Origin of the sequence: Blastomonas ursincola (assembly GCF_013607875.1) — a bacterium.
Taxonomy (GTDB): domain Bacteria; phylum Pseudomonadota; class Alphaproteobacteria; order Sphingomonadales; family Sphingomonadaceae; genus Blastomonas; species Blastomonas ursincola.
Genome location: NZ_VDES01000004.1, coordinates 25,754 through 48,879 on the forward strand (window position 1 = coordinate 25,754; position 23,126 = coordinate 48,879).

The following is a 23,126-nucleotide window of genomic DNA, read 5'->3' on the forward strand; positions in this document are numbered from 1 at the left end:
GAGGCACCCGCATGTACCGCCCGACCAAGCTCGACACCCTGCCTGCCGACCCGACGATGGACGAGGTGCGCCAGTTCCTGCCGCCGTTTATTGCCGACGAGGCCGTGTTCGACGGCTGGACGCCGACCGCGCGCGATGCCGCCGCCGCTGCACAGGGCGTGGAGCCAGGCCTTGCGACGCTCGCCTTCGACACCGGGCCGATGGACATGATCGATGCCTGGATCGGCCATATCGACGCGCAGATGATCGAAGCCTTTCCGCCCGAGCGCATCGCCGCGATGAAGATCCGCGAACGTATCCGCGCGCTCGTCGCCTTCCGCTTCGAGGCGGTGGCGCACCAGCGCGAGGCGCTGCGCCGCGCGACCGCGATCATGGCGCTGCCCGCCAATCTCGCCCGCACCGCGCGAATCTCGTGGCGCACGGCCGACCTGATGTGGCGGCTCGCGGGCGATACCGCCACCGATTACAACCACTATACCAAGCGCATGATCCTCTCGGGCGTCTATGGCTCGACGCTGATGGCGTTTCTCGACGACGAGAGCCCCGATTTTGCCGACACCCACGCGTTCCTTGAACGCCGCATCGACAATGTGATGCAGTTCGAAAAGGCCAAGGCCAAATGGACGAACAAGGGCGAGAGCCTGAGCCTGTCGCGCTTTCTGGGACGGCTGCGCTACCCGGCGCGATAATCACGCGCATGACGTGCGACGTAATGGCCTTGCGACGCTGATCTCGGCACCCTGCCCGCTCAGCTGCAGGAGACCCGTCGCATGTCCAATACCGATCCGCTCGCCGTCCCGCTCGCCTTTCTGAAGGCGATGGAACCGCTCGACTATGACTCCGCGCTGCAATGGGTCGCGCCGGATTGCGAATATATCAATCCGCCACCGCTCGGGACGGTGCATGGACCCGATGGCATCCGGGCGGTGCTGCAACCATTTTTCTCGCCGACGCTGGAGAACGAGTTTCGCGTTCTGCGCTCGGCGGTCGGTGGAAATGTGGTGATGCTCGAACGGCTGGACCGGCACCGGCTGGTCGACAAATGGGTCGAGTTGCCGGTGACGGGCGTGTTCGAGATCGAGGACGGAAGAATCCGCTACTGGCGCGACTATTTCGATGTCGCGACCATCCTGTCGGAATGGCCGACAGGATAATCCTGCGGCAAGCCGCTCATTTCGGGGCGATGCGCTTCCAGGCTTCGGCGATCTCGGCGAGCATCTGGCGCGCGGACATCAGCACGTCGACCTTGTCGGGGCTCATCGCGGCGTTGATGCGGCGGCTGGCCTCGCGATAGATGCGGGCGAGCGCGAGCGCGAGTTCACCGCCCTTTTCGAAGTCCAGGCTTTCTTCCAGCGCGATGACGATGGCCGATGCGCGGGCGCGGGCCTGGATCATCGGCACCGCCTCGCCGCGCTGGGCATGACGGATCGCCGCATCGAGCCGCAGCAGCAGCTCGTCGAACAGGATGACGACCAGCTGGTGCGGGCTGGCGCCCTCGACACGGCTGACCGTATCGACGGCCTGATAGCTGCCCATGTGGCGACGCGGAGAGATGAAGCTCATGCGGTTTTCCTTGTCATTCTATGTGTTTTGGTTGTCTCAGTTGTCGCCGCTGTTGGTCCAGACGGACACCTGCTGCTCGATATAGCTCTGGGTAGAGCGCAGCACGGTGAGCTGGCGGTCCATGGCGGCGAAGGTCTTTTCGAGCTGCTCGCGATACTTGTCGCTGTCCTCCTCGACCTTCTCCATCATCTTGGTCAGGTCGGAGGCGATCTTGTTCAGGCGGTTCTGCGCGCCGGTCAGCGAGCCGTTGGGTGCCTTGAGCGCGGTCTTCACGTCCTCGAACGCCTTGGCGAGGCCAGGATTGCCCGCGGTCGGCGTCGCCGGTTCGAGCATCCGGGCAATGCCTTCGGGATCGGCAGCGAGTGCGCGGTCGAACTTGACCGAATCCAGCGTCAGCGTGCCGTCGCGGTTGGTCTTGACGCCGATATCGGCGAGCGAGCGATAGGCGCCGGTGTCGGTGAGCTGCTTGGTGGTCAGCGAGGCCATCGAGCGCATCATGTCGCGTGCGGCCCGTTCGCCGGCCAGCGGACCGCCGCTCGCGCCATCGAGACCCGGCGCAGTCGCCGAATTCAGCGCACCGCGCAGATCGTTATAGGCGGTCACGAACTCGTTGACGATATCCTTGACCGACGAGGTCGGCTGGTCGCCGCTGATCACGACATTGGTGCCGGGCGCCGCCGCGAGCAGGTTGATGCGCACGCCGGGAACGGCGGTGTCGATCTGGTTGCTGGCGTTGGTCAGCTGGATGCCGTTGACGTTGATGATGCTGTCGCGCGCCGTGGTGACCGAGTTCATGCCCGCGCCGCCTGCCGGGGGAAAGGCAAAGGCATCGAGCGTTGCCGCGCCGCCCGATCCGGTGACGGTGAAGCTGTTGGCGGCGCCTTCCCTGCCGCGCATCACCAGCCGCGAACCGCTGTTGTCGGTGACGATGCTGGCGGTGACACCGCTGTTGGTCGCGTTGATCGCGTCGCGCAGGCCACCGAGCGAATTGTTGGTCGAATCGATGGTGACGTTGAAGCTGCCAGCCGAGGTCGTGATGGTCAGCGATCCTTCGCCGACCGTCGAGCTGGTGCTGGCAAAGCTGCTGGCCGAGACCATGCTCTGCGCGGCGGCGAGCTGGCTGACCTGCACCGTGGCGGGCAGGCCCTGCGGTTTCTGCCCGGGGATGAAGCTGGCCGCGACCAGATCGCCGCGGGTCGAAACGAGATTGCCGGTCAGCTGACGGCCGTTGAGCACTTCGCCCAGCGCCTTGGAAAAGGTCTCGAGCGCCGACGAGGCCGAAGCGAGCGCGGAGATGCGCGCCTGGTTCAGGTTCTGCCGGTTGCGGACATCCGACTGTTTCGGCTCAAGCTGGGCCGTGACGAGATCGTTAACCAGCTGGGCGCTGTTGACGCCGGTAAAGCCGGTAATGACGTTGGAAATTCCGCTATTCGTGACCATCACCAGTTCCTTCTGAAAGGATTAACGGCGCGGTGCGGGCGGGCTTAAGGCCTTTTCCGACTCATTTCTGCGGCTTGCCGTCCATGTCGAAGCGCAGGTCTGCGGGCACGTCGAGTTCGGGCTGGCCGAAGCCCACATCCATCTTCTCGTTGATGCGGAAAACGAAGGCGAGCAGCGTCGCGGCGGCCAGATACAGCCGCTCGTCGATGATCTGGCCGGGCTTCGACGTGAAGTAGATCGCGCGGGTAAGCTCCGGGTAGCGCAGGATCGTGAGTCCCCGCTCCATCGCCAGTTCGCGCATCGCCTGGGCGATCGCCCCGCGCCCGCGCGCTAGCACAACTGGGGCGGGATCGCGCTCGCGGTCATAGCGCAGCGCGATCGCGAAATGGGTCGGGTTGACCAGCAGAACGGTCGCATCCTCGACCGCCTTGCGGGTCGAGCCGTTGAGCACTTCGTACTGCCGCCGGCGCACCGCCTGCTTGAGCTCGGGCGAACCTTCGACCTCCTTGTGCTCGTCCTTGACCTCCTGCTTGGTCATCATCAGCTTCCGGTTGCGCTGGAACCATTGCGCCGGAACGTCGATCAGCGCGATCAGGCCGAGCGCGCCCGCCATCGCCATCAGCGTCATCGAGAACAGGTCGCCGAACGCGGCAATGCCCTGGCGCACGTCGCCATGGCCGAGCTCAGCCATCTGCGGCAGCATCGACATGATCATGACCACGCCGATCGTGCCCATCAGCAGCACCTTGGCCATCGATTTGACCAGCTCGATCAGGCCGTGCGTGCCGAACATGCGCTTCAGGCCCGACATCGGGTTCATCTTCGATGCCTTGGGCTGAATGGCGCTCCAGCGGAAGCCAAGCGAACCGAGCGCGGCAGGCGTCGCCACGCAGGCGACCAGCAGGAACAGGAACAGCCCACCGAACGGCAGGGCCAGCGGCATCAGCAGGCTGAGCGTGCGCTGGCCGACGTTGAAATCGGTCGCCTGATAGATGTCGAACACCAGAGCGGCGCGCAGCATGCCGGCAATGGACGAGACCATCATGTCGCCGAACAGCACGAAGGCCATCGTGCCGCCGATGATGACCATCGCGGTGCCGAGTTCCTTGGACTGGAGGACATCACCTTTTTCGCGCGACTCCCTGAGCCGCTTCTCGGTAGGGAGTTCGGTTTTTTCGCCACCACCTGAAGGGCCGTCTGCCATCGCGTCAGCCCTCCCCTGCCATGACTTCGGACTGTTCCAGCCCGGTTTCCATTGCGCGCATCACGCCATCGGCAAGCACCGGCGCCGCGATCGCGAGCAGCACGATGCCGGCCAGCACCGCCACGGGGATGCCGACCGAAAAGAGGTTGAGCTGCGGCGCCGATCGCGCGAGCATCGCCATCACCAGCTGGACGATGATCAGCGCGGCGCCGACCGGCAGCGCGATCACCAGGCCCATCGAGAACAGCATCGCGCCGAATTCGACCAGGTCCATGATCAGCCGCGGCGAGAGCATCGCATCGCCCGGCGGCAGCGCCTCGTAGCTGCGCACGATGATCGCGATCAGCATCAGGTGCCCGTCAATCGCTAGCAGCAGCAGCACCGCGATGATCGACAGGAAGCTGCCGATCACGGGGCTCGACTGGCCGCTCTGCGGATCGGCCATCGAGGCAAAGCCCAGGCCCATCGCGTTGCTGATCAGCTCGCCCGCGACGAAGGCGGCGGAATAGCCGATCTGCAGCGCGAAGCCGATGGCGACGCCGCAGACGATCTCGCCGATGATGAACAGGAAGCCGGTATAGCTGACCAGCGTTGCATCGGGCAGGTTGATGGTGGCGCTGTTGGTCGCGGCGATGCCGATCATCGCCGACAGGATGATGCGTACCTGGAGCGGAACCGAGGTCGCACCGAACACGGGGGCTGCCATCAACGCCGCGCCGGGCCGGATCATCGCCATGATCCAGATCCACAATTGCGCTTCGACGCCGGCAAAGCCCGGTGCGATCACAGCAGCAAATCCGGAATGCGGCTGTACATCTCGACGGTGAAATCGGCGATCAGGTACAGGATCGACCCGCCGAACAGCGCGAGAATCACGCCGAGCACGACCAGCTTGGGTACAAAGCTCAAGGTCGCCTCGTTGATCGAGGTCGCCGCCTGGACCATGCCCAGCAGCACGCCGACCAGCAGCGCGGGGATCAGCAGCGGGGCCGAGGCCAGCGCCGTGATCCACAGCGTCTGCTGCGCCAGGCCAATGAAATAGTCGGTCTGTTCCATATCAGCGTGCGATCCAATCAGGTCCCCGTTTGTCCCGAGCGTGTCGAGGGACGTCTGCGCCACCCTTTCCGATCACGTCCCTCGACTTCGCTCGGGACAAACGGAGGGGGCGCAGGGGACCGGGTTAACTAATTCACGAACGATCCGGCGAGCGAGCCCATGGTGAGCGCCCAGCCATCGACGAGCACGAACAGCAGCAGCTTGAACGGCATCGAGATGATCGTGGGCGACAGCATCATCATGCCCAGGGCCATCAGCGTGGAGGCCACGACCAGGTCGATCACCAGGAACGGCAGGAAGATCATGAAGCCGATCTGGAACGCGGTCTTGAGCTCGCTGGTGACGAAGGCAGGCAGCAGGATCGAGAAGGGGATATCCTTCGGCGCAGCAACCGGCTTGGCCTTGGCCATGTCCATGAACAGCTTGAGATCGGTCTGACGCGTCTGCTTGATCATGAACTTGTGGAATTCCTCGCCCGAGATCTGGATCGCGGTTTCCAGCTCGATCGTGTCGGCAGCATAAGGTGCGACCGCCCGATCGTTGATCTGGGTAAAGGTGGGGGCCATCACGAACATCGACAGGAACAGCGCCAGGCCGATCAGCACCTGATTGGGCGGCGTCTGCTGCAGGCCCAGCGCCTGGCGCAGGATCGACAGCACGATGATGATGCGCGTGAAGCTGGTCATCATCAGCACCATCGACGGCAGGATGGTGAGCAGACCCATGACGACCAGGATCTGCAGGCTGAGCGTGAGCGGCTTGCCATTGCCCGCCACGTCATCGAGCGCCTGGGACAGCGCCTCGGACGCCCCGGGCGTGCCGGTGGCAGAGCCGGTGGCGGGGGTTGCGGCGGGAGCGGGATTGGTCGTGGTGGCAGCGGGAGCAGCCGGGGTCGCGGGTGCAGCCTGGCCGGTGACAGCAGCAGTGGGGGTAGCCGGGGCCGGGGCCTGCTGGGCCATGGCGGGGGTAGAAATCAGGATTGCCAAGCTTGCCAGGATGACAGCGAGCTGACGCCCCCATCCGTTTGTCCCGAGCTTGTCGAGGGACGTAGGTGCACCGGTTCCGATCACGTCCCTCGACTTCGCTCGGGACAAACGGATCATGGTCCGAAGAAAGCTCATGCGCCGCGCTCCCGAAGGGCGGCGAGCAGATCGCGATTATGTCCGGCCAGCGCCGCCGGGGGGAGGTTAGCGCTGGCCGGACCGGTTCCGGCATCCGCGCTGGCGATCGTGTCGATCCGCGCGCGCGTTACCGAAAGCAGGATTTTCTGTCCGGCAAACTCGACCACGGCGAGCTTGCCCGAAACGCCCATGCTGACCGTCTCGGTGACCTTGAGCTCGCGCTGCGGGCCGGCCATATCGAGCCGGGCCATCATGCCGGGCTGGTATTTGCGGTAGAGCCAGAGGCTGCCATAGATCATGCCGCCCATCACCGGCAGCATGATCAGCAGTTTGATGATGTAATAAGTCATTCCGGTCCGCTTCCAATTCCCTGTGCCGTGCCGCCGGATGATCCGGCGCGGGCGACGGGGACTGGAGCAGTCCGGTCAGATGCGCCGTTCGACCCGTGCGTGGCCGACGTTCTTCGACACCACCTCGGCCACCCGGATTCCGAACCGGCCATCGATGGTCACGACTTCCCCTCTTGCAACCAGCGTGCCATTTACGTTGATGTCGAGAAGCTCGTTGGCCTGGCGGTCGAGCTCGACCACCGATCCCTCGCAAAGCTCCATGATTTCGGCGAGGCGCAGCGAGGCGCTGCCCACCTCGACCGACAGGCGCACGGGGATGTCGGCCAGAAAGCGGTAATGATTTGCCGCCTCGTGCAATCCGTTGCCGCCCATGTCGAAAGGCTCTGCCGGGGCGCCCAGCATCGGTGCTTCGGTCATGTCGCTCATGGGGCTTATCCTCTTTCTATGGTTTCGATGCGGAACGCGGCCAGGCCGTTCTGTTCACCAAGGCTGCCGCGTGCGAAAATGCGGTCGCCGATGATCAGCGGCAGGTTGCGCGCCGGTGGAATGGGAATGATGTCGCCGGGCTTGAGTTCGGCAAGCTGCGGCAGGGTGAGCACGGGCCGTGCCAGCACCGAGCGCGCGGGCAGCGTGACATGCGCCAGCGCCTTGGACATCTGGTCGCGCCAGGCCGGATCGGGCATCTGGTCGTCGGCAATGCCGGCGGGCGTCAGGCACTGTTCGGCCGCCTGAAGCCCGTCGAGCGGATAGACCAGCTCGAGTTCGTAGCGGATATTGTCGGGCAGCGTGATGCGGAAGCGCTGCACCACCATGCGCGCCAGCGGCGCGGCGATGCGCGCGCCATCGACCGTGGTCGAATGGCCTGCGGCATGGCAGGCGAAATTGCCAACCTCGTTCCACGATGCGCCCAGCCGCTCGCCGATCACGCGCGCGATGCGGCCGATCAGGCGGATGTCGGTCTGGGTGAATTCCTTCTTGGGCGACGCCATCTCGCGCGGTGCCCCGCCGAAGAACGCGTCGAGCATCGCCGAGACGAACACCGGCTCCATCTTCAGCAGCACGCGGCCCTGCATCGGCGCGAGCTGGAACTGGCTGATGCTGACCAGCTCGGCCTGGCGGTCGCACCAGACATCGAACTGGGTGAATTCGGCATCGGGGGCATCGACGCGCAGCTTGACCCCGGCAATCGGCTCGAGCGCATGGCGCAGGCCCGTGCAGAGCGATCGCGCAACCCGGCGCAGCACCGGCACGACCGTCTTCTGGTCGGCATCGGCCTTGGCAAAGCTGTGCTCGGCCAGGCGGCGCTCGCCAGCACCCGCGGTCATGCCCTCTGCGCCATCAAGAAGTTCGCTGCTGCTCATCGGATCAAAGGCCTTGGCTTACTGGACCACGAAGCTGGTGAAATAGACGTCCTCGACGCCGGCAAATCCGGTCTTGTCGACCAGGACGTCGTTGATCACCTTCTTGAGCTGGCCCTTGAGCTGCTCCTTGCCCTCGATCGTCTCGAGCTGGATCGGGTCGAAATCGCTGATCGCCAGCAGGATCGCCGAGCGGATTGCGATATTGTGCTCGGTCAGCGCGGCGGGAACCTTCTCGTCGAAATAGGTCGATACCGCGAGCGACATCTGCGCAAAGCCGCCGCCGCCGCGCAGATTGGCCGTGAACGGCTCCTCGATGGGCAGATAGGTGACCTTGAACTTGGCATCGAGATGGCTGCCGGAGGCGACCTGCTTGAGCCCGGCCGCCTTGGCCGACACGGTCGTGCCGTCTTTCAGCACCACCTTGGGCGCATTGGGGTCTTCATGCTCGCCGCCACCGATCATCCCGGCAGCGAAAAAGCCTGCAGCCGCGCCGCCACCGCCAAGCACCAGCACGGCGACAAGCGGAATGAGCAGCTTCTTGACCATGCCGCCCTTCTTCTTCGGTTCCTTTTCGGTTTCAGCCATTTCTCGGTTCCCTCAAGAGAATTTCATGCGTTAAAAAGTTCAGGCGTAGCGGACATTGCCGCGCGGACGGCGTGGTGCCGGGTTGGCATCAGACGTCTGGTCGGCGGACGGCTGGCGCTGCGCCGCGTCACGGGCAGAGGCGCTTTCGGCGCCCGACTGGCCGCGCTGCTGTTGCTGCTGCGCCGATCCGTTCTGCGTACCCGGCGATTGCTGGCGCAGTTCGACGGTCACTTCGGCATTGCGCTGGCCATTGCTGCGCAGGTCCTGCTCGAGCCGATGCTGCGAACTGACCAGCGTGTCGCGGACCGCGTCATGCTCGGTGACGATGCGCACCTGATCGCGATCGGGCCCGGCGAGCATCTCGATATCGATCCGGCCCAGATGCTCGGGCATGACCTGGATCTTCACCATCTGCCCGCCATCTGCCAGCTTGGCGATCTGGCTCTCGATCCCGGCGACAAAGCCCGCGTCGAATGCCAGATTGTGCACCGGAAGCTGCGCCTGCGCGGCGGCCTGCGGCGCGACAGAACCGCTTGCCTGCTGGACCGGCGCGTTGACCGCGTTGAGCGCGGCAGCCCATGCGGGGGGCACGGCTTCCGTCACCGTCGGCGCGGCGGGCTCGGCCGCCAGGCTGGAGGTAGCGGACTCGATGGACATTTCGGCGCGTTCCATCATCGCCGAGCGGAGATCGGCGGATCGTGGCGTCGGTACGACAGCGTCGAGCGCGCGGCGCACAGGCGTGCTGGTTTGCGGACGCGATGCCTGCGGCTGAGCCGGGGCGGCCATGGCCATCGGAGCGGCCTGCGCGACGCGCGAGGCATCGGGCGCGGTCGCCGTCGGTACGGTCACTTGCGGCGCGGCCGGCTGCTGGCGCGGTTCGATGGGCGCAGCGGCATTGGGAAGCGGACGTGCGGTGGCAGGCGTGCCTGCTGCCAAGGGCTGGGCCGCAGCGGCGGGGGGGCCGTCACCTGCAGCAGGCGTCTCGCCGACCACCGGGGCGGCTTCGGCCACGGGCTGCGCTGCAACGGCCGCGACCGGCGCCTGAGCCATGACGGGCTGCGCGGCGGGCGGCGCCTCGAGCGACCGCGGTGCGATAGGAGCGGCGCCGGGCTCAGCGTGGCTCACCGGGGCGCTGACAGGTGCGCGATCGGTGACGGTGCGCTGGGGTGCGGCGGGAGAGGTTGCGGCGATGGCTGCCGGCTCGGCCGCCACCGGTGCGGCGGGCGCAGCCGCTGCAGTGGCGATCGGCTGGACGATCGGCGCATCGGGTCCATGGGATTGAACCGGTTCGACCGTTTCGCGCATGATTTTCGCCTTGCGCACATGCGGGGCTTGCTGCGTCGGATCAGGCCGGGCACCCGCAGACGCCACCGGCTCGGGCTGAGCGATGTCGGCGGACGGGGTGACGGGCGAAGCTTCTACGTTCGGCGCCACCAGGCTTGCAGCCAGTTGCGGCTGCGCGGCAATGGCAGGATCGACCATCGGCTGGGCCGACTGGATTTGCGGGCTGACGATCGCTGCCGCCTTATCGGCGGGCTGGAGCGGCGTTGCCGCGACCTGCGGTGCGGCTGCGGAATGCGCGACCGGCACGGCCTTTGGCTGATCTGCGACCTTGGGCGCGGCTGCATGACGCGGCGCTTCGAGCGAAGCGTCCGCAGCGATGCCGGTCGTTTCCAGATCGGTCACCGGCGCTTCAGGACGCGGCGCCGCCGGTGCGACAGCGATGACCGGGGCCTGCAACGGCATCGTTTCGCCAGCGGCAGGCTTGTCGGCGCTTTCGCCATGCTCGCGCAGACGCACTGCGACAGGCGTGGCGGGTGCAGCAATATCCGTTCCGGTTTCGGCTTCGCCCTGGATTTGTGCCCGGATCGGCATCGGGGCATCGGCGCGGATGAGGTTCCTGAGATGGGGCACTTCCGACGCGTGCGGCAGCGGTTGCACCGTCAGCGCGGATTGCGCACTAGCCTGTTCGGGCAGGGCTTCAGCCTCGGTGTCTTCCATGGGCAGTGTCACGGTGGGCGCGGTGTGCGGCAGGTCGTGAGCGCGGGGGGCCTGGGTGATGGTGGCAGCACCGCTCAGCGCCGCCTCGATCAGCTGCGAGGCGCTCGCCTCTTCGGGAAGCGCGACGACGACCGGCGCTTGCAGTGCGACCGCCGGCCTGGCGGCCTCGGGCAGCGTGACCCGAACAGGCTCACCGGACGGCGGTGCCACCGGCGCGGGTTCGCCCAGGTCAGCGAGCGTTGCGGCAAAAGCGCCCTCGCCCGCACCCTGCGCGACCGCGACGGGCGCAATCATGCCCGCAACGGATCCATCCGTTCCGGTCATCAGCGCCAGCTGGCTGGCAAAGGGGTTGGCGTCCAGGTTCATGCCCGGTTTGACAGCAGGAAGCGTGCCAATTGAAAGCGAAAGCAGCGACGACCCTGAAAGGGCCTGCATCATGTCCTGGCTCATTCCTCTGCCTCCTTGGGATATTTTCTCTTGAGCGGCAGGCGCGCGGCCTTGCGCTCGGCGGTCTCGTCCGCCGCCGCGATGGCCCTGCCCAGCAGCTTGGATGTGGTTTCACGGTCGATATAGGCGGCAGTGCGTTGCCGCTCTGCCTGGGCAAGCGCTTGCCGCGCCCGGCCGAGCGCGACATTGATCTCGCCATCGGCGCGGATCAGCCGCTGCGCGAGCTCGAGCTGCGCATGGAGTGCTGCGCCATTCTGGCAGTGCCCGGCATCGAATGCATTGTCGCGCAAGCGCTTCAGGCGCTCGGCATTGTTCTGCAGCACCGCCTCGTTGCGCTGGGCCGTGGCCGCCGCACCAATGGCGAGCTTGACCTGCGCCTCGCGGACCGCGTGCACGCGCTTCCAGGATTTGGGCTTCAGGCTCATGCGCCAAAGCTCTGCAGCAGTTCAGCGACGCTTTCGTCGAGATCGATCCGGTCGTGCGGCCCCTGGCGGATGAACGCCAGCAGATCGGGCCGGCGCGCCACCGCCTCGTCGATATTCGCGTCCGAACCCTCGCGATAGGCGCCCATCAGCAGCAGGTCGCGATTTTCCTCATAGGCCGACCAGATGCGGCGGAAATTCGCCATCGCGCGGCGATGCTCGTCGGAGATGATGTCGGTCGCGACGCGGCTCAGCGACTTGCCGATGTCGATCGCCGGGAAGATGCCCTGCTCGGCCATCGACCGCGACAGGATGATATGCCCGTCGACGATCGCGCGTGCGCCATCGACCACCGGGTCGTCGAGATCGTCGCCATCGGCGAGCACGGTGTAGAGCGCGGTGATCGATCCGCCGCTTTCCTTGTCATTGCCCGCGCGCTCGACCAGCTTGGGGATCAGCGCGAGTGCGGAAGGCGGATAGCCCTTCATCGTCGGCGGCTCGCCCAGCGCCAGGCCGATCTCGCGCTGCGCATGCGCGACGCGGGTGAGGCTGTCGATGATCAGCAGCACCTTCTTGCCCTGCTTGCGGAAATATTCGGCAATCGCGGTCGCGCGGAACGCGGCGCGCAGGCGCAGGATCGGGCTGTGATCCGCCGGGACCGCGACGGTCACGGTGCGCGACTTCATCGGGCCGGACATCTTGGTCTCGACGAAATCGCTGACCTCGCGGCCGCGTTCGCCGATCAGTCCGACGACGATCACGTCCGCCTCGGCAAAGCCGATGATCTGGCCGATCAGCACCGATTTGCCGACGCCCGAACCTGCCGCCACCGCGATGCGCTGGCCATGGCCGGCCGTCAGCAGCGCGTTGATCGCACGCACGCCAAGGTCAATGGTCTTGGTCACCCGGCCCCGGTTGAGCACATTTTCGCGCTTGCCAGCGAGCGGCCAGCGGTCATGCGCGATGATCGGGCCCATGCCATCGAGCGGCTCACCCATCGGGCCGATGATGCGGCCCAGCAGCGCATCGCCAACCACTGCCATATTGGCTTGGGCGTCAGGCTCCACGCGCGCGCCGCTGCGCAGCGCGGCATCGCTTTCCAAAGGCACCATCATCGCGCGCGATCCGCGAAAGCCCGCGATTTCTGCACGGATACGGCGGCCATCGGCGGCGCGCACCGACCCGCCATAGCCGATTGGATAATCGAAACCGGTGACTTCGAGCATGCCGCCCTCGTGCGCGACCAGGCGGCCGACGCGGCGCGGCCCTGCCTCGAGCGCGGCGATCTTGTCGGTGAACTGGCGAACCGCCTCTTCCTGTGCCGCGATCACTGGTCGCCCTCCAGATCGTCGATCAGGCCCTGCAGCGCATCGAGCATCGGCTGGGTGCCCTGCTCGATCCAGCCATCGGCATGGTTCAAGGAAACCGTACCCCGTCGGATCGACGGATCGGCGGTGAGCACCAGTCCGCATTCGGCATCGCCGAGCAGCTTGAGGTCATCGGGGTGAAGGTGCAGCGCGCTGCCGCGCATGTCGCGCGTGACGAGCGTGGCGAGCGAGCGGCAATGCCTTTCGAGCACGGCAGCGTCGGGTTCGGCAAATCCGCTCGAGCGTTCGAGCATTTGCTTCATTGCATGCAGCAACATCGCGCAAAGCCCCTGCGACAGCTGCGGGCGCAGCGCGGTGATCGCCTGGGCCAGGGCCTGGGTCGCAGCGTCGCTCGCCTGCATCTCGGCCTGGGCCTGGGCGATGCCATCGGCAACGCCCTGCTCATAGGCCTGGACCAGCAGCTCGTCCTGCGACGGGCCGGTTTCGACCATGAGGTCGCCATCGAACCCGTCTTCCTCGCCGAAATCCACCGGTTCGGCATGAAGCTCGGCTTCGGCAAGGTCGGCCATCGACGAGAAGATCGGCGACGGACGGAAGGCGCTGGCGGCGGGCTGCATCTGCCAGACCGGCATGAACTGCGCCTCGCCGGTGGGCGTGATGGAGATCGGACGATCAGACATATTCGTCGCCGCCTCCGCCGATCACGATATCGCCGGCATCGGCCATGCGCTTGGCCACCTGGATGACCGCACGCTGTGCCTCGAGCACCTCGGACATTGGCATAGGGCCGCGATCGGCGATCTCGTCGGCGATCGACTGCGCCGCGCGGCTCGACATGCAGCCGAACATCTTGTCGCGCAGCTTGTCTTCCGCACCCTTGAGCGCGGGGACCAGCAGCTTGGATTCGAGCCCGCGCACCAACGTGCCCAGATCCTTGGCATCAAGCCGGATAAGATCGGCAAAGACGAACATCTCGTCCTCGATCCGCCGGGCAATATCCTTGTCGCGCTTGGTCACCGCCTTGATGATGCGCTGGCTTTCGCGCTTGTTGATGATGTTCATGATCGCCGCCGCATCGGACGTGCCGCCCGAGGACGATGCGCCGCCACCGCTGCGCGGGGCTCCGGCCTGGTTGACCAGCAGCGCCTCGATCGTCTCGATCGCCTCGGGGCTCACCGGCCCCAGGGTGGCAAGGCGGAAGACGACATCCTCCTGCGCTTCGGGGGGCAGCAGCTGCAGCACATTGGCGGCGATTTCAGGCTTGAGGAACGACAGCACCACCGCCGCGATCTGCGGGTGTTCATGCTCGACCAGCAGCGCGATCTCGACCGGGTCCATCCACTTGAGCGCCTCGAGCCCGCCACCGGCCTTTTTCGGCGCGATCTTGGTCAGCATCGTTTCGGCACGGCGGTCGCCCAGCGCGCGCTTCAGCATGCCCTCGATCTGCTCTTCGGCCTTGTAGCCCAGCATCGTGCGGTTGCGCGCCTTGTCGATGAACATGTCGAGCACTTCGTTGATGTCCTCGGCACCGATATCGGCGACGGTGTACATCATCTCGCTGAGCTGGCGGACTTCCTCGGGCTCCAGCCGGGCGAGGATCTCGGCGGCCTGCTCTTCGGAGAACAGCAGCATCAGGATCGCTGCGGCCTGCTGGCCAGGGATCGGGCGCCGTGCGGGAGCGGCGGCACCGCCCTCTTCGGCCATGGTGTCGAGAACATCAGGCATTGGCAGGCTCCTTGCCAGCGTCGGCATTGCCCTTCAGCAGCTCACGGACCACCAGAGTGGCGTGGTCGGGATTCTGCCGGACGAAATTCTGGATCAGCAGCGCGCGCTCCTGATAGGTCGAAGCGGCATTGATCATGTCGAGCGTGACCGGTTCGTTCTCCTTGGGAGCGCGGGCGGCTGCACCACCGCCATTGGCAGCGTCCTTGCCATCGGTTCCCAGCGCCTGCGACAGCAGCTCGCCGGTTTCCGCCGCCTTGACCGCGTCTGCGGCAGCCTTTTCATCGGCCTTCTGGCGGGTGTAGCGCTTCAGCAGCGGGCGGCCGATGCCGAAGATCAGCGCCAGCGCCACCAGCAGCGCGGAAACGTTGCGAACCACCATGTTGAACCAGCTGGCTTCGTAGAACGGCTCCTCGACCTTGGTGACCGGCTCGAAATTGCGCGACGAGATCGCAACCTGGTCGCCGCGCGCGGTATCGAAGCCGATCGCGCCCTTGACCAGCGCCTCGATGGCCGCGATTTCCTGCGGGCTGCGCTCCTTGCCGCCCGGCAGGTTCTTGACCGCGACGGCGACCGAGATGCGGGTGACCTTGCCCGAAGGCTCCTTGGTCACCGCGATCTGGCGGCCCAGTTCGAAATTGCGGTTGGTCTGCTCGTTGCGCGTGGTCGGCGCACCGGGAGCGGCGGCTTCCGCGCCGGTCAGCTGGCCACCGGCCTGCGGCGTGACATTGGGATCGGCGGGAGGCTGGTTGGCCAGCGCGCCGGGGACGCCTCCGGCAGGAGCAGGGCTGGTCTCGGTCGAGATCGACGTCTGCTCGCTCTTCACCCGCGCTTCATCGGCAGGGAAGCTTTCGGTGGTCGCCTGGCGCTCGGTCATGTTGATCTCGGTCGAGACCTCGGCAACGAAATTGCCGGCGCCCAGAACCGGGGTCAGCAGCGCGTTGAGCTGCCGACGATAACGCTCCTCGATAGCTTCCTTCATCTCGATCTGCTGCTCGACGCCGTTCATTCCGTTCTTGCCGTCGCCCGAGAGCAGGCGGCCATTCTGGTCGACGACCGAGACATTGTCGGCCGACAGCCCGGGGACCGAGCTGGCGACGAGATGGATGATCGCCTGGACCTGCGATTCGGGCAGGCGTCCGGCATTGGCGAGCTGGAGCACGACCGAGGCGGCCGGCTCGTTGCGGTCGCGGATGAACACGCTGGGCGGTTCGACCGCGAGATGGACGCGTGCCGAGACCACCGATTCCATCGCCTCGATGCTGCGCGCCAGATCGAGCTCGCGCGCGGCGCGGAGCTTTTCATTCTCCACCGCGCGGCTGGCCCCCATCGGCATCGACGAGATCAGCTCGTCGCCGCTCGGCGCGCTCTTGGGCAGGCCCTGCGCGGCGAGCGCGATCTTGGCCTTGTGGTAATCGTCTTCGGAGACCATGATCGTGCCCGAGCTTTCCTCGAAGCTGTACGGGATGGTCGAGCTGTCGAGCGCGGCGATCACCGCCGCCTTGTCGCTATCGGGCAGGCCGCGGAACAGGTCGCGTTGCGGCGGTTCGCGTAAGGCTGCCCAGGCGAGCACCGAAAGCAGCACGACGCCCAGAAAGCCGACCAGCGGCATCGCCTTGGACACCGCCGGCTGGCTCATGAAATTGCGGACCTGCGCCGGGATCGCCGTGCCGTTCAGCACGCGCGCGCCGGCACCAGCCCCGGTGCCGGGGCTTCCGGGGATCACGGCCGGAGCGGATCCGTCGACATTATTGGGGGTGATGGTGATGTCGGACATGGATTACACCGGCATGTTCATGATGTCCTGATAGGCGGACAGCAATTTGTTACGGACCTGCAGCGTCGCTTCGAAACCGATCGACGCCTTTTGCTTGGCCATCATCACCGCCGCGATGTCGGTGGTCTGGCCCATTTCATAGGCGGTCGCGGCCTCGGACGAGGCGTGCTGCACCTGGTTGACCTGGTCGAGCGCGGTCTTGAGCGTGCCCGAAAAGCCGTCCGTCCGGGTCTCGGTCGGCTCGGTGCCCAGCATCGGGGATTTCTTGCTGATCTGCTGCAGCGCGCTGTTCTGTTGCAGAATGGCGTTGCGGGCGGCCATGATCGAGCTGCTGATATTGGTGCTCATGGGTTCTGTTTCCCGTTATCGATCAGGCTGCGGCTGCCAGCTCGCGCATATTGGCGAGGCGGTAGCGCAGGGTGCGTTCGGAGATGCCGAGCATCTTGGCGGTTTCGCGGCGGTTGCCGCCATTCTCGTCGAGCGCGCGCTGGATCGCGTCATGCTCGACTGCGCGCGACAGGCTGTGCAGATCGCTGCCGCGCATCAGGCGGGCGGAACCGGCGGCAGGCACAGGATCGGCACGCGGCGTGCTGATCTGCGGCGCGGCGACGGGCTGGACCGGAGCGGGCGTGAACAGGCGGACGGGGGCAAGGCCCAGATCCTCGGCTTCGATGGCATCGCCTTCACGCAGAACCAGTGCGCGCTGCAGCACATTGCCCAGCTCGCGGGCGTTGCCCGGCCAGCTGTGCGCCTGCAGCGTTTCAAGCGCTTCCGCGCTCAGCCAGGCGAAATCGTCGCCCGCATTCTGCATGCGCAGCAGCATGGCGGCGGCAATGGCGCGGACATCCTGACGGCGATCGGCAAGGCGGGGGAGTGCGATCGGCATCACGTTGAGGCGCCAGTAAAGGTCTTCGCGGAACTCGCCGGCGGCGACCAGCTCGGCGGCATCGCGGTTGGCGGCGGTGACGATGCGGACATCGACCTTGACCGCGCGGGTCTCGCCGACGGGCAGGACTTCGCCTTCCTGCAGCGCGCGCAGCAGCTTGGCCTGGAGCGCCAGCGGCAGCTCGGTGATCTCGTCGAGGAACAATGTGCCGCCATCGGCCGCGCGGAACAGGCCCTCGCCATCGGCCGATGCGCCGGTGAACGCACCCTTCTTGTGGCCGAACAGAATCGCCTCGACCATGGTTTCGGGCAGCGCAGCGCAGTTGACCGCGATGAACGGGCCCTTGGCGCGCGGGCTTTCGTCATGCACCAGACGCGCCATGCCTTCCTTGCCGGTGCCGGTTTCGCCTTGGATCAGCACCGCAGCCTCGCTGCGTGCGATGCGGGCGGCATAGCCCATCAGCTTGGCCATGGCGGGTTCGCCGACGGCGGGGCCGCGTCCGGCGCGCAGCAGCTCTGCCACCAGCGCCAGGCCAAGCGCCATGTCGTCAAAGCCGAAGGCGATGCGCGCGGGCAGGCCGTTGGCAGCGCGGACGAGCGACGGTGCGCCGTCGCGAAAATCGATGAGAATGTCACGATGGCTGGCCGAAGCGATTTCCGCGGCCATCAGCACCTTGGCGGTCTGCACGGTCGCAGCACCTGCGGCGACCGGCTTGATCCAGGCCGATGCGAGCCAGCTTTCCAGCATGGGCAGATTTTCACGAACCGCCTCGCTGATAGTGCATTCGATCATTTTTTCAGTCCCCCGACTTAATGGATCGCGTTGGCCAGCCGTTACACTGGCCCCCGCAGGTCCAAAGCAAAGCAATCGCCGTGCCAAATCGGGAAAACGGCAGAAAATGGCCGCCCACACCCCCCTATATATATAAGGCACACCACCGCCGCCAAAAAATTGACGGGTTTTGCCGGGCCGGGGCGTCAGAAAATTGACGCCTGTCGGCCAAATGACAACCTGTTCGAAAGGTGTGTGAAAACTTCTTAATGGCTTTCCAACCGTGCCGTTAACCATGTCGAGGCCGCTGACAGAAGCAGTGCGCCGCAAGATTGACCAAGCGAAAGGAAAGACTGATGACTGTTATCGGAACGAATATCGGCGCCATCCGCGCTGCCAATGCCTCGACCGCTGCCCAGGCCATGCTGGGCCGCGCGATTGACCGCCTGTCGACCGGCAAGCGCATCAACTCGGCCGCAGACGACGCTGCCGGCAATGCGATCGCCACCCGCATGACCTCGCAGATCCGCGGCCTCGGCCAGGCCGTCCGCAACGCCAATGACGGCATCTCGCTGACCCAGACGGCCGAAGGCGGCATGAACGAGATCACCAACATGCTGCAGCGCATGCGTGAACTGGCCGTCCAGTCGGCATCGGGCACGCTGAGCAACAGCGACCGCACCAACCTGCAGGCGGAAGTCGCGGCGCTGATCCTTCAGGTCGACGATGTTGCCAACAAGACCAACTTCAACGGTGTGTCGCTGCTGACCGCCGCTGGCCCCATTGCGATCCAGACCGGGATCGACTCGGGCGATGTCGTCAACATCACGCTCGCCAACGTCACCACCACTGGCCTTGCCGTCGGCACTATCGATATCAGCACCGTCGCAGGCGCCGGCACCGCGCTGACCGCGCTCGACACGGCGCTGAACAACATCACCACCGCTCAGGCGAACCTGGGTGCCAGCCAGAACCGTCTGCAGGCGACCGTGTCGAGCCTGATCAACCGCTCGACCAACCTGTCGGAAGCCCGCTCGCGCATTCAGGACGCCAACTTCTCGGACGAGTCGACCAACCTCGCCAAGGCGCAGATCCTGAGCCAGGCATCGACCGCGATGCTCGCCCAGGCGAACCAGAGCCAGCAGGGTGTGCTCAGCCTGATCCGCTCGTAAGACCGGAGGGTAAACTGATAACAGCATCGTCGGGAAAATGACGGGCGTCAAAATACTGGTCATATTTTGACTTAAAGCCCGTCATTGCCCGCCGTTAATTCCTTTCGAGGCCGCTTAGGAGGGACCGAGCGCCCCATCGAAAGGAATATGAGATGACTGTTATCGGAACGAATGTCGCGGCGCTTCGCGCCGCTAACGCTTCGACCTCGGCCCAGATGAGCCTGTCGAAGTCGATCGATCGCCTGTCCACCGGCAAGCGCATCAACTCCGCTGCGGACGACGCGGCCGGCAATGCCATTGCCACCCGCATGACCTCGCAGATCCGCGGCCTCAACCAGGCCGTGCGCAATGCGAACGACGGTATCTCGCTGACCCAGACCGCCGAAGGCGGCATGAACGAGATCGTCAACATGATGCAGCGTATGCGTGAACTGGCCGTCCAGTCGGCCTCGGGCACGCTGGTTGCCGGTGACCGCACCAACCTGCAGGCGGAAGTCACCGCGTTGATCGCCCAGGTCAACGACGTCGCAGGCAAGACCACCTTCAACGGCGTTTCGCTGCTGAACACCGCAGGCCCGGTCGCCATCCAGACCGGCAGCGCTTCGGGCGACACGATGAACATCGCGCTTGCCGATGTCACCGCCACCGGTCTTGGCATCAACGCCATCACCATCGCCACCGACACCGGTGCCGCCGCCGCGCTGACCTCGCTCGACACCGCGCTGAACACGATCACCACCGCACAGGCCAATCTCGGCGCCAGCCAGAACCGTCTGCAGGCGACCGTCTCCAGCCTGGTCAACCGCGCCACTAACCTGTCGGAAGCCCGCTCGCGCATCCAGGATGCGAACTTCTCCGAAGAATCGACCAACCTCGCGAGGTCGCAGATCCTCAGCCAGGCGTCGACCGCGATGCTCGCCCAGGCCAACCAGAGCCAGCAGGGCGTGCTCAGCCTGATCCGTTAAGCAACGCAGGGGGGCTGACGGACGCCTGTCAGGAAAATGACGCGTCCGCCAAGAAACTGACGTTTTCCGCTTAATTTCCTGTCAGCCCTCGCCGTCAAAGCGCTTGAGGCCGCCCCAGCAATGGGGTGGCCCCAGGGAAGAAGTGAAAGGACTCAACAATGACCGTTATTGGAACGAACGTTGCGGCCCTCCGGGCTGCCAATGCTTCGACCGCGGCTCAGGGCAGCCTGTCCCGGTCGATCGATCGCCTGTCCACCGGCAAGCGCATCAACTCCGCTGCGGACGACGCGGCCGGCAACGCCATCGCCACCCGCATGACCTCGCAGATCCGTGGCCTCAACCAGGCGGTTCGCAACGCGAACGACGGTATCTCGCTGGCGCAGACGGCCGAAGGCGGCATGAACGAAATCGTCAACATGATGCAGCGCATGCGCGAACTGGCCGTCCAGTCGGCTTCGGGCACGCTGGTCGCCGGCGACCGCACCAACCTGCAGGCGGAAGTCACCGCCCTGCTGTCGCAGGTCAACGACGTCGCCAACAAGACCACCTTCAACGGCGTGCAGCTGCTGAACGTGCCGCAGACCCCGGCTCCTGCTCCGACCATCGCCATCCAGACCGGCGTGAGCTCGGGCGACACGGTCAACATCGCGACCGCCAACGTCACTGCGGCCGGGCTGTCGATCGACACGATCGACATCAGCACCGCCGCTGGCGCAGGCACCGCGCTGACCGCGCTCGACACCGCGCTCAACTCGATCACCACCGCACAGGCGAATCTCGGTGCCAGCCAGAACCGTCTGCAGGCGACCGTGTCGAGCCTGGTCAACCGCGCAACCAACCTGTCGGAAGCGCGCTCGCGCATCCAGGATGCGAACTTCTCGGAGGAATCGACCAACCTCGCCAAGTCGCAGATCCTCAGCCAGGCGTCGACTGCGATGCTCGCCCAGGCCAACCAGAGCCAGCAGGGCGTGCTCAGCCTGATCCGATAAGGCGATCAGAAGGTCGATCAGTCAGAAATTTGACGCGCTCGACAAAAATTTGACGCTTTTTGCTTAATTCTCCGTCGGCCTCACCGTCAAAGATGGTGAGGCCGCTCCTTTTACGAGCTGCCGGAAGGAAGACGTGAAGGGAACCAACTTATGACTGTTATCGGAACGAACGTCGCAGCACTCCGCGCTGCCAACGCTTCGACCTCGGCTCAGATGAGCCTGTCGAAGTCGATCGATCGCCTGTCGACCGGCAAGCGCATCAACTCCGCCGCTGACGACGCGGCCGGCAATGCCATTGCCACCCGCATGACCTCGCAGATCCGTGGCCTCAACCAGGCGGTTCGCAACGCGAACGACGGCATCTCGCTGGCCCAGACGGCCGAAGGCGGCATGAACGAAATCACCAACATGATGCAGCGTATGCGCGAACTGGCTGTCCAGTCGGCTTCGGGCACGCTGGCTGGCGGTGACCGTGCCAACCTGCAGGCGGAAGTCACCGCCCTGCTGGCGCAGGTTGATGACGTCGCGGGCAAGACCAACTTCAACGGCGTGTCGCTGCTGAACACCGCAGGCCCCGTGTCGATCCAGACCGGCATCGGCTCGGGCGACACGGTGAACATCGCACTCGCCAACGTCACCACCGGTGCGACCGGCCTTGCCATCGGCACGATCGACATCAGCACCGCTGCTGGCGCCGGCACCGCGCTGACCGCTCTCGACACCGCGCTGAACACGATCACCACCGCACAGGCGAACCTGGGTGCCAGCCAGAACCGTCTGCAGGCGACCGTGTCGAGCCTGGTCAACCGCTCGACCAACCTGTCGGAAGCGCGCTCGCGCATCCAGGACGCGAACTTCTCCGAGGAATCGACCAACCTCGCCAAGTCGCAGATCCTCAGCCAGGCCTCGACCGCGATGCTCGCCCAGGCCAACCAGAGCCAGCAGGGCGTGCTGAGCCTGATCCGCTAATGACGACAGGGGCTGGCGCGGCGGTGCGTCGGAAAATTGACGCGTCAGTCGAAAAATTGACGCTTTCTGCTTAACCGCCCGCCAGCCCCACCGTCTTAGTCATTGAGGCCGCTACATTTTTTGGAGCCGCCCCAGGAACGTGGAAGGAACCACAGATGACTGTAATCGGTACCAATGTTTCGGCACTCCGTGCTGCGAACGCTTCGACCTCGGCCCAGATGAGCCTGTCGAAGTCGATCGACCGCCTGTCGACCGGCAAGCGCATCAACTCCGCCGCCGACGACGCGGCCGGCAACGCGATCGCGACCCGCATGACCTCGCAGATCCGCGGCCTCAATCAGGCCGTCCGCAACGCCAATGACGGCATTTCGCTGACGCAGACCGCCGAAGGCGGCATGAACGAAATCGTCAACATGATGCAGCGTATGCGCGAGCTGGCGGTGCAATCGGCTTCGGGCACGCTGGCAGACAGCGACCGCACCAACCTGCAGGCGGAAGTCACCGCGCTGAAGGCGCAGGTGAACGATGTCGCGAACAAGACCACCTTCAACGGCGTGTCGCTGCTCAACACCGCCGGCCCTGTCGCGATCCAGACCGGCATCGCTTCGGGCGACACGGTGAACATCACGCTCGCCAACGTCACCACGGTAGGCCTCGCGATCGACACCGTCGATATCGGCGCTCTTGCCGGCACGGGTGACCCGGCGGCTGCGCTGACCGCGCTGGACAGCGCGCTGAACACGATCACCACCGCTCAGGCAAGCCTGGGTGCGAGCCAGAACCGCCTGCAGGCGACCGTGTCGAGCCTCGTCAACCGCTCGACCAACCTGTCGGAAGCCCGCTCGCGCATCCAGGACGCGAACTTCTCGGAAGAATCGACCAACCTCGCCAAGTCGCAGATCCTGGCGCAGGCCTCGACCGCGATGCTCGCCCAGGCGAACCAGAGCCAGCAGGGCGTATTGAGCCTGATCCGTTAATCGCATCGGATCGGAACCGA

25 protein-coding genes are annotated in these 23,126 nt (G+C 65.6%); 7 read left to right on the forward strand and 18 right to left on the reverse strand.

Annotated elements, in window-relative coordinates; all coding sequences use genetic code 11:
- Window positions 1-11 precede the first annotated feature (11 nt).
- On the forward strand, window positions 12-689 hold the full coding sequence (locus FG486_RS16895) for a COQ9 family protein (RefSeq protein WP_066280753.1): 678 nt from the start codon (window positions 12-14) through the stop codon (window positions 687-689).
- 81 nt (window positions 690-770) lie between these two features.
- Window positions 771-1,154 (forward strand): limonene-1,2-epoxide hydrolase family protein, encoded by a 384-nt coding sequence (locus FG486_RS16900; RefSeq protein WP_181268443.1) that lies wholly within the window; start codon window positions 771-773, stop codon window positions 1,152-1,154.
- A gap of 16 nt (window positions 1,155-1,170) precedes the next feature.
- On the opposite strand, the gene FG486_RS16905 is transcribed toward FG486_RS16900, so the two are convergent.
- From FG486_RS16905 to FG486_RS16990, 18 genes are all read right to left on the reverse strand, one after another.
- On the reverse strand, window positions 1,171-1,563 hold the full coding sequence (locus FG486_RS16905) for a flagellar export chaperone FliS (RefSeq protein WP_060979453.1): 393 nt from the start codon (window positions 1,561-1,563) through the stop codon (window positions 1,171-1,173).
- A 36-nt stretch (window positions 1,564-1,599) separates the two neighbouring features.
- Complete coding sequence (gene fliD / locus FG486_RS16910) at window positions 1,600-3,003, reverse strand: flagellar filament capping protein FliD (RefSeq protein WP_181268444.1); 1,404 nt, start codon at window positions 3,001-3,003, stop codon at window positions 1,600-1,602.
- Between the two features lie 61 nt (window positions 3,004-3,064).
- Window positions 3,065-4,207, reverse strand: coding sequence for an EscU/YscU/HrcU family type III secretion system export apparatus switch protein (locus FG486_RS16915; protein WP_181268445.1), 1,143 nt, complete (start codon window positions 4,205-4,207; stop codon window positions 3,065-3,067).
- Window positions 4,208-4,211: 4 nt separating this feature from the next.
- Window positions 4,212-4,994, reverse strand: a complete 783-nt coding sequence (gene fliR, locus FG486_RS16920; RefSeq protein WP_060979450.1) for a flagellar biosynthetic protein FliR — start codon at window positions 4,992-4,994, stop codon at window positions 4,212-4,214.
- The gene (locus FG486_RS16925; RefSeq protein WP_060979449.1) at window positions 4,991-5,263 is read right to left on the reverse strand and encodes a flagellar biosynthetic protein FliQ; all 273 of its coding nucleotides are present in this window, start codon (window positions 5,261-5,263) and stop codon (window positions 4,991-4,993) included. The genes fliR and FG486_RS16925 overlap by 4 nt, the downstream gene beginning before the upstream one ends.
- 128 nt (window positions 5,264-5,391) lie before the next feature.
- A complete protein-coding gene (gene fliP, locus FG486_RS16930; protein ID WP_181268446.1) occupies window positions 5,392-6,222 on the reverse strand; it encodes a flagellar type III secretion system pore protein FliP in 831 nt (276 codons plus the stop codon).
- 158 nt (window positions 6,223-6,380) lie between these two features.
- Window positions 6,381-6,734: a flagellar biosynthetic protein FliO gene (locus tag FG486_RS16935; RefSeq protein WP_067512944.1), complete on the reverse strand. Its 354-nt coding sequence runs from the start codon at window positions 6,732-6,734 to the stop codon at window positions 6,381-6,383.
- Window positions 6,735-6,809: 75 nt separating this feature from the next.
- Window positions 6,810-7,160: a flagellar motor switch protein FliN gene (gene fliN / locus FG486_RS16940; protein ID WP_023837574.1), complete on the reverse strand. Its 351-nt coding sequence runs from the start codon at window positions 7,158-7,160 to the stop codon at window positions 6,810-6,812.
- 5 nt (window positions 7,161-7,165) lie between these two features.
- Window positions 7,166-8,095, reverse strand: a complete 930-nt coding sequence (locus tag FG486_RS16945; RefSeq protein WP_066284457.1) for a FliM/FliN family flagellar motor switch protein — start codon at window positions 8,093-8,095, stop codon at window positions 7,166-7,168.
- 18 nt (window positions 8,096-8,113) lie between these two features.
- On the reverse strand, window positions 8,114-8,680 hold the full coding sequence (locus FG486_RS16950) for a flagellar basal body-associated FliL family protein (protein WP_066284460.1): 567 nt from the start codon (window positions 8,678-8,680) through the stop codon (window positions 8,114-8,116).
- A 39-nt stretch (window positions 8,681-8,719) separates the two neighbouring features.
- The gene (locus FG486_RS16955) at window positions 8,720-11,131 is read right to left on the reverse strand and encodes a flagellar hook-length control protein FliK (RefSeq protein WP_181268447.1); all 2,412 of its coding nucleotides are present in this window, start codon (window positions 11,129-11,131) and stop codon (window positions 8,720-8,722) included.
- A complete protein-coding gene (locus tag FG486_RS16960; protein WP_181268448.1) occupies window positions 11,128-11,553 on the reverse strand; it encodes a hypothetical protein in 426 nt (141 codons plus the stop codon). The genes FG486_RS16955 and FG486_RS16960 overlap by 4 nt, the downstream gene beginning before the upstream one ends.
- Window positions 11,550-12,881, reverse strand: coding sequence for a FliI/YscN family ATPase (locus FG486_RS16965; protein WP_181268449.1), 1,332 nt, complete (start codon window positions 12,879-12,881; stop codon window positions 11,550-11,552). The genes FG486_RS16960 and FG486_RS16965 overlap by 4 nt, the downstream gene beginning before the upstream one ends.
- Complete coding sequence (locus tag FG486_RS16970) at window positions 12,878-13,558, reverse strand: FliH/SctL family protein (RefSeq protein WP_181268450.1); 681 nt, start codon at window positions 13,556-13,558, stop codon at window positions 12,878-12,880. The genes FG486_RS16965 and FG486_RS16970 overlap by 4 nt, the downstream gene beginning before the upstream one ends.
- Complete coding sequence (gene fliG, locus FG486_RS16975) at window positions 13,551-14,582, reverse strand: flagellar motor switch protein FliG (protein WP_066284470.1); 1,032 nt, start codon at window positions 14,580-14,582, stop codon at window positions 13,551-13,553. The genes FG486_RS16970 and fliG overlap by 8 nt, the downstream gene beginning before the upstream one ends.
- Before the next feature lie 13 nt (window positions 14,583-14,595).
- Window positions 14,596-16,377, reverse strand: coding sequence for a flagellar basal-body MS-ring/collar protein FliF (gene fliF, locus FG486_RS16980; RefSeq protein ID WP_181268451.1), 1,782 nt, complete (start codon window positions 16,375-16,377; stop codon window positions 14,596-14,598).
- A gap of 3 nt (window positions 16,378-16,380) precedes the next feature.
- Window positions 16,381-16,725: a flagellar hook-basal body complex protein FliE gene (gene fliE / locus FG486_RS16985; protein ID WP_060979441.1), complete on the reverse strand. Its 345-nt coding sequence runs from the start codon at window positions 16,723-16,725 to the stop codon at window positions 16,381-16,383.
- A 22-nt stretch (window positions 16,726-16,747) separates the two neighbouring features.
- On the reverse strand, window positions 16,748-18,055 hold the full coding sequence (locus FG486_RS16990; protein WP_066281652.1) for a sigma-54 interaction domain-containing protein: 1,308 nt from the start codon (window positions 18,053-18,055) through the stop codon (window positions 16,748-16,750).
- Window positions 18,056-18,390: 335 nt separating this feature from the next.
- Between FG486_RS16990 and FG486_RS16995 the strand changes: the two genes are divergently transcribed.
- The 5 genes from FG486_RS16995 (at window position 18,391) to FG486_RS17015 (ending at window position 23,106) form a co-directional block, all read left to right on the forward strand.
- Complete coding sequence (locus FG486_RS16995; RefSeq protein WP_023837585.1) at window positions 18,391-19,206, forward strand: flagellin N-terminal helical domain-containing protein; 816 nt, start codon at window positions 18,391-18,393, stop codon at window positions 19,204-19,206.
- Between the two features lie 152 nt (window positions 19,207-19,358).
- The gene (locus tag FG486_RS17000; RefSeq protein ID WP_060979438.1) at window positions 19,359-20,171 is read left to right on the forward strand and encodes a flagellin N-terminal helical domain-containing protein; all 813 of its coding nucleotides are present in this window, start codon (window positions 19,359-19,361) and stop codon (window positions 20,169-20,171) included.
- Window positions 20,172-20,329: 158 nt separating this feature from the next.
- Complete coding sequence (locus FG486_RS17005; RefSeq protein ID WP_137776085.1) at window positions 20,330-21,160, forward strand: flagellin N-terminal helical domain-containing protein; 831 nt, start codon at window positions 20,330-20,332, stop codon at window positions 21,158-21,160.
- Window positions 21,161-21,310: 150 nt separating this feature from the next.
- Window positions 21,311-22,129 (forward strand): flagellin N-terminal helical domain-containing protein, encoded by an 819-nt coding sequence (locus FG486_RS17010; RefSeq protein ID WP_060979436.1) that lies wholly within the window; start codon window positions 21,311-21,313, stop codon window positions 22,127-22,129.
- Window positions 22,130-22,284: 155 nt separating this feature from the next.
- Window positions 22,285-23,106 carry a flagellin N-terminal helical domain-containing protein gene (locus tag FG486_RS17015; RefSeq protein WP_066274950.1) on the forward strand — a complete coding sequence of 274 codons (822 nt, stop codon included), beginning with the start codon at window positions 22,285-22,287 and terminating at the stop codon, window positions 23,104-23,106.
- The last annotated feature ends 20 nt before the right edge of the window (window positions 23,107-23,126 follow it).

Coding starts and splice junctions, on each gene's coding strand:
- FG486_RS16925 (WP_060979449.1), bottom strand. CDS start 5,263: ATGGAACAGACCGACTATTTCATTGGCCTGGCGCAGCAGACGCTGTGG.
- FG486_RS16955 (WP_181268447.1), bottom strand. CDS start 11,131: ATGAGCCAGGACATGATGCAGGCCCTTTCAGGGTCGTCGCTGCTTTCG.
- fliN (WP_023837574.1), bottom strand. CDS start 7,160: ATGAGCGACATGACCGAAGCACCGATGCTGGGCGCCCCGGCAGAGCCT.
- FG486_RS16990 (WP_066281652.1), bottom strand. CDS start 18,055: ATGATCGAATGCACTATCAGCGAGGCGGTTCGTGAAAATCTGCCCATG.
- FG486_RS16945 (WP_066284457.1), bottom strand. CDS start 8,095: ATGAGCAGCAGCGAACTTCTTGATGGCGCAGAGGGCATGACCGCGGGT.
- fliG (WP_066284470.1), bottom strand. CDS start 14,582: ATGGCCGAAGAGGGCGGTGCCGCCGCTCCCGCACGGCGCCCGATCCCT.
- FG486_RS16995 (WP_023837585.1), top strand. CDS start 18,391: ATGACTGTTATCGGAACGAATATCGGCGCCATCCGCGCTGCCAATGCC.
- FG486_RS16970 (WP_181268450.1), bottom strand. CDS start 13,558: ATGTCTGATCGTCCGATCTCCATCACGCCCACCGGCGAGGCGCAGTTC.
- FG486_RS16960 (WP_181268448.1), bottom strand. CDS start 11,553: ATGAGCCTGAAGCCCAAATCCTGGAAGCGCGTGCACGCGGTCCGCGAG.
- FG486_RS17005 (WP_137776085.1), top strand. CDS start 20,330: ATGACCGTTATTGGAACGAACGTTGCGGCCCTCCGGGCTGCCAATGCT.
- FG486_RS16935 (WP_067512944.1), bottom strand. CDS start 6,734: ATGACTTATTACATCATCAAACTGCTGATCATGCTGCCGGTGATGGGC.
- FG486_RS17015 (WP_066274950.1), top strand. CDS start 22,285: ATGACTGTAATCGGTACCAATGTTTCGGCACTCCGTGCTGCGAACGCT.
- fliF (WP_181268451.1), bottom strand. CDS start 16,377: ATGTCCGACATCACCATCACCCCCAATAATGTCGACGGATCCGCTCCG.
- FG486_RS17000 (WP_060979438.1), top strand. CDS start 19,359: ATGACTGTTATCGGAACGAATGTCGCGGCGCTTCGCGCCGCTAACGCT.
- FG486_RS16915 (WP_181268445.1), bottom strand. CDS start 4,207: ATGGCAGACGGCCCTTCAGGTGGTGGCGAAAAAACCGAACTCCCTACC.
- FG486_RS16905 (WP_060979453.1), bottom strand. CDS start 1,563: ATGAGCTTCATCTCTCCGCGTCGCCACATGGGCAGCTATCAGGCCGTC.
- fliE (WP_060979441.1), bottom strand. CDS start 16,725: ATGAGCACCAATATCAGCAGCTCGATCATGGCCGCCCGCAACGCCATT.
- FG486_RS16950 (WP_066284460.1), bottom strand. CDS start 8,680: ATGGCTGAAACCGAAAAGGAACCGAAGAAGAAGGGCGGCATGGTCAAG.
- FG486_RS17010 (WP_060979436.1), top strand. CDS start 21,311: ATGACTGTTATCGGAACGAACGTCGCAGCACTCCGCGCTGCCAACGCT.
- fliD (WP_181268444.1), bottom strand. CDS start 3,003: ATGGTCACGAATAGCGGAATTTCCAACGTCATTACCGGCTTTACCGGC.
- FG486_RS16900 (WP_181268443.1), top strand. CDS start 771: ATGTCCAATACCGATCCGCTCGCCGTCCCGCTCGCCTTTCTGAAGGCG.
- fliP (WP_181268446.1), bottom strand. CDS start 6,222: ATGGCCCAGCAGGCCCCGGCCCCGGCTACCCCCACTGCTGCTGTCACC.
- FG486_RS16895 (WP_066280753.1), top strand. CDS start 12: ATGTACCGCCCGACCAAGCTCGACACCCTGCCTGCCGACCCGACGATG.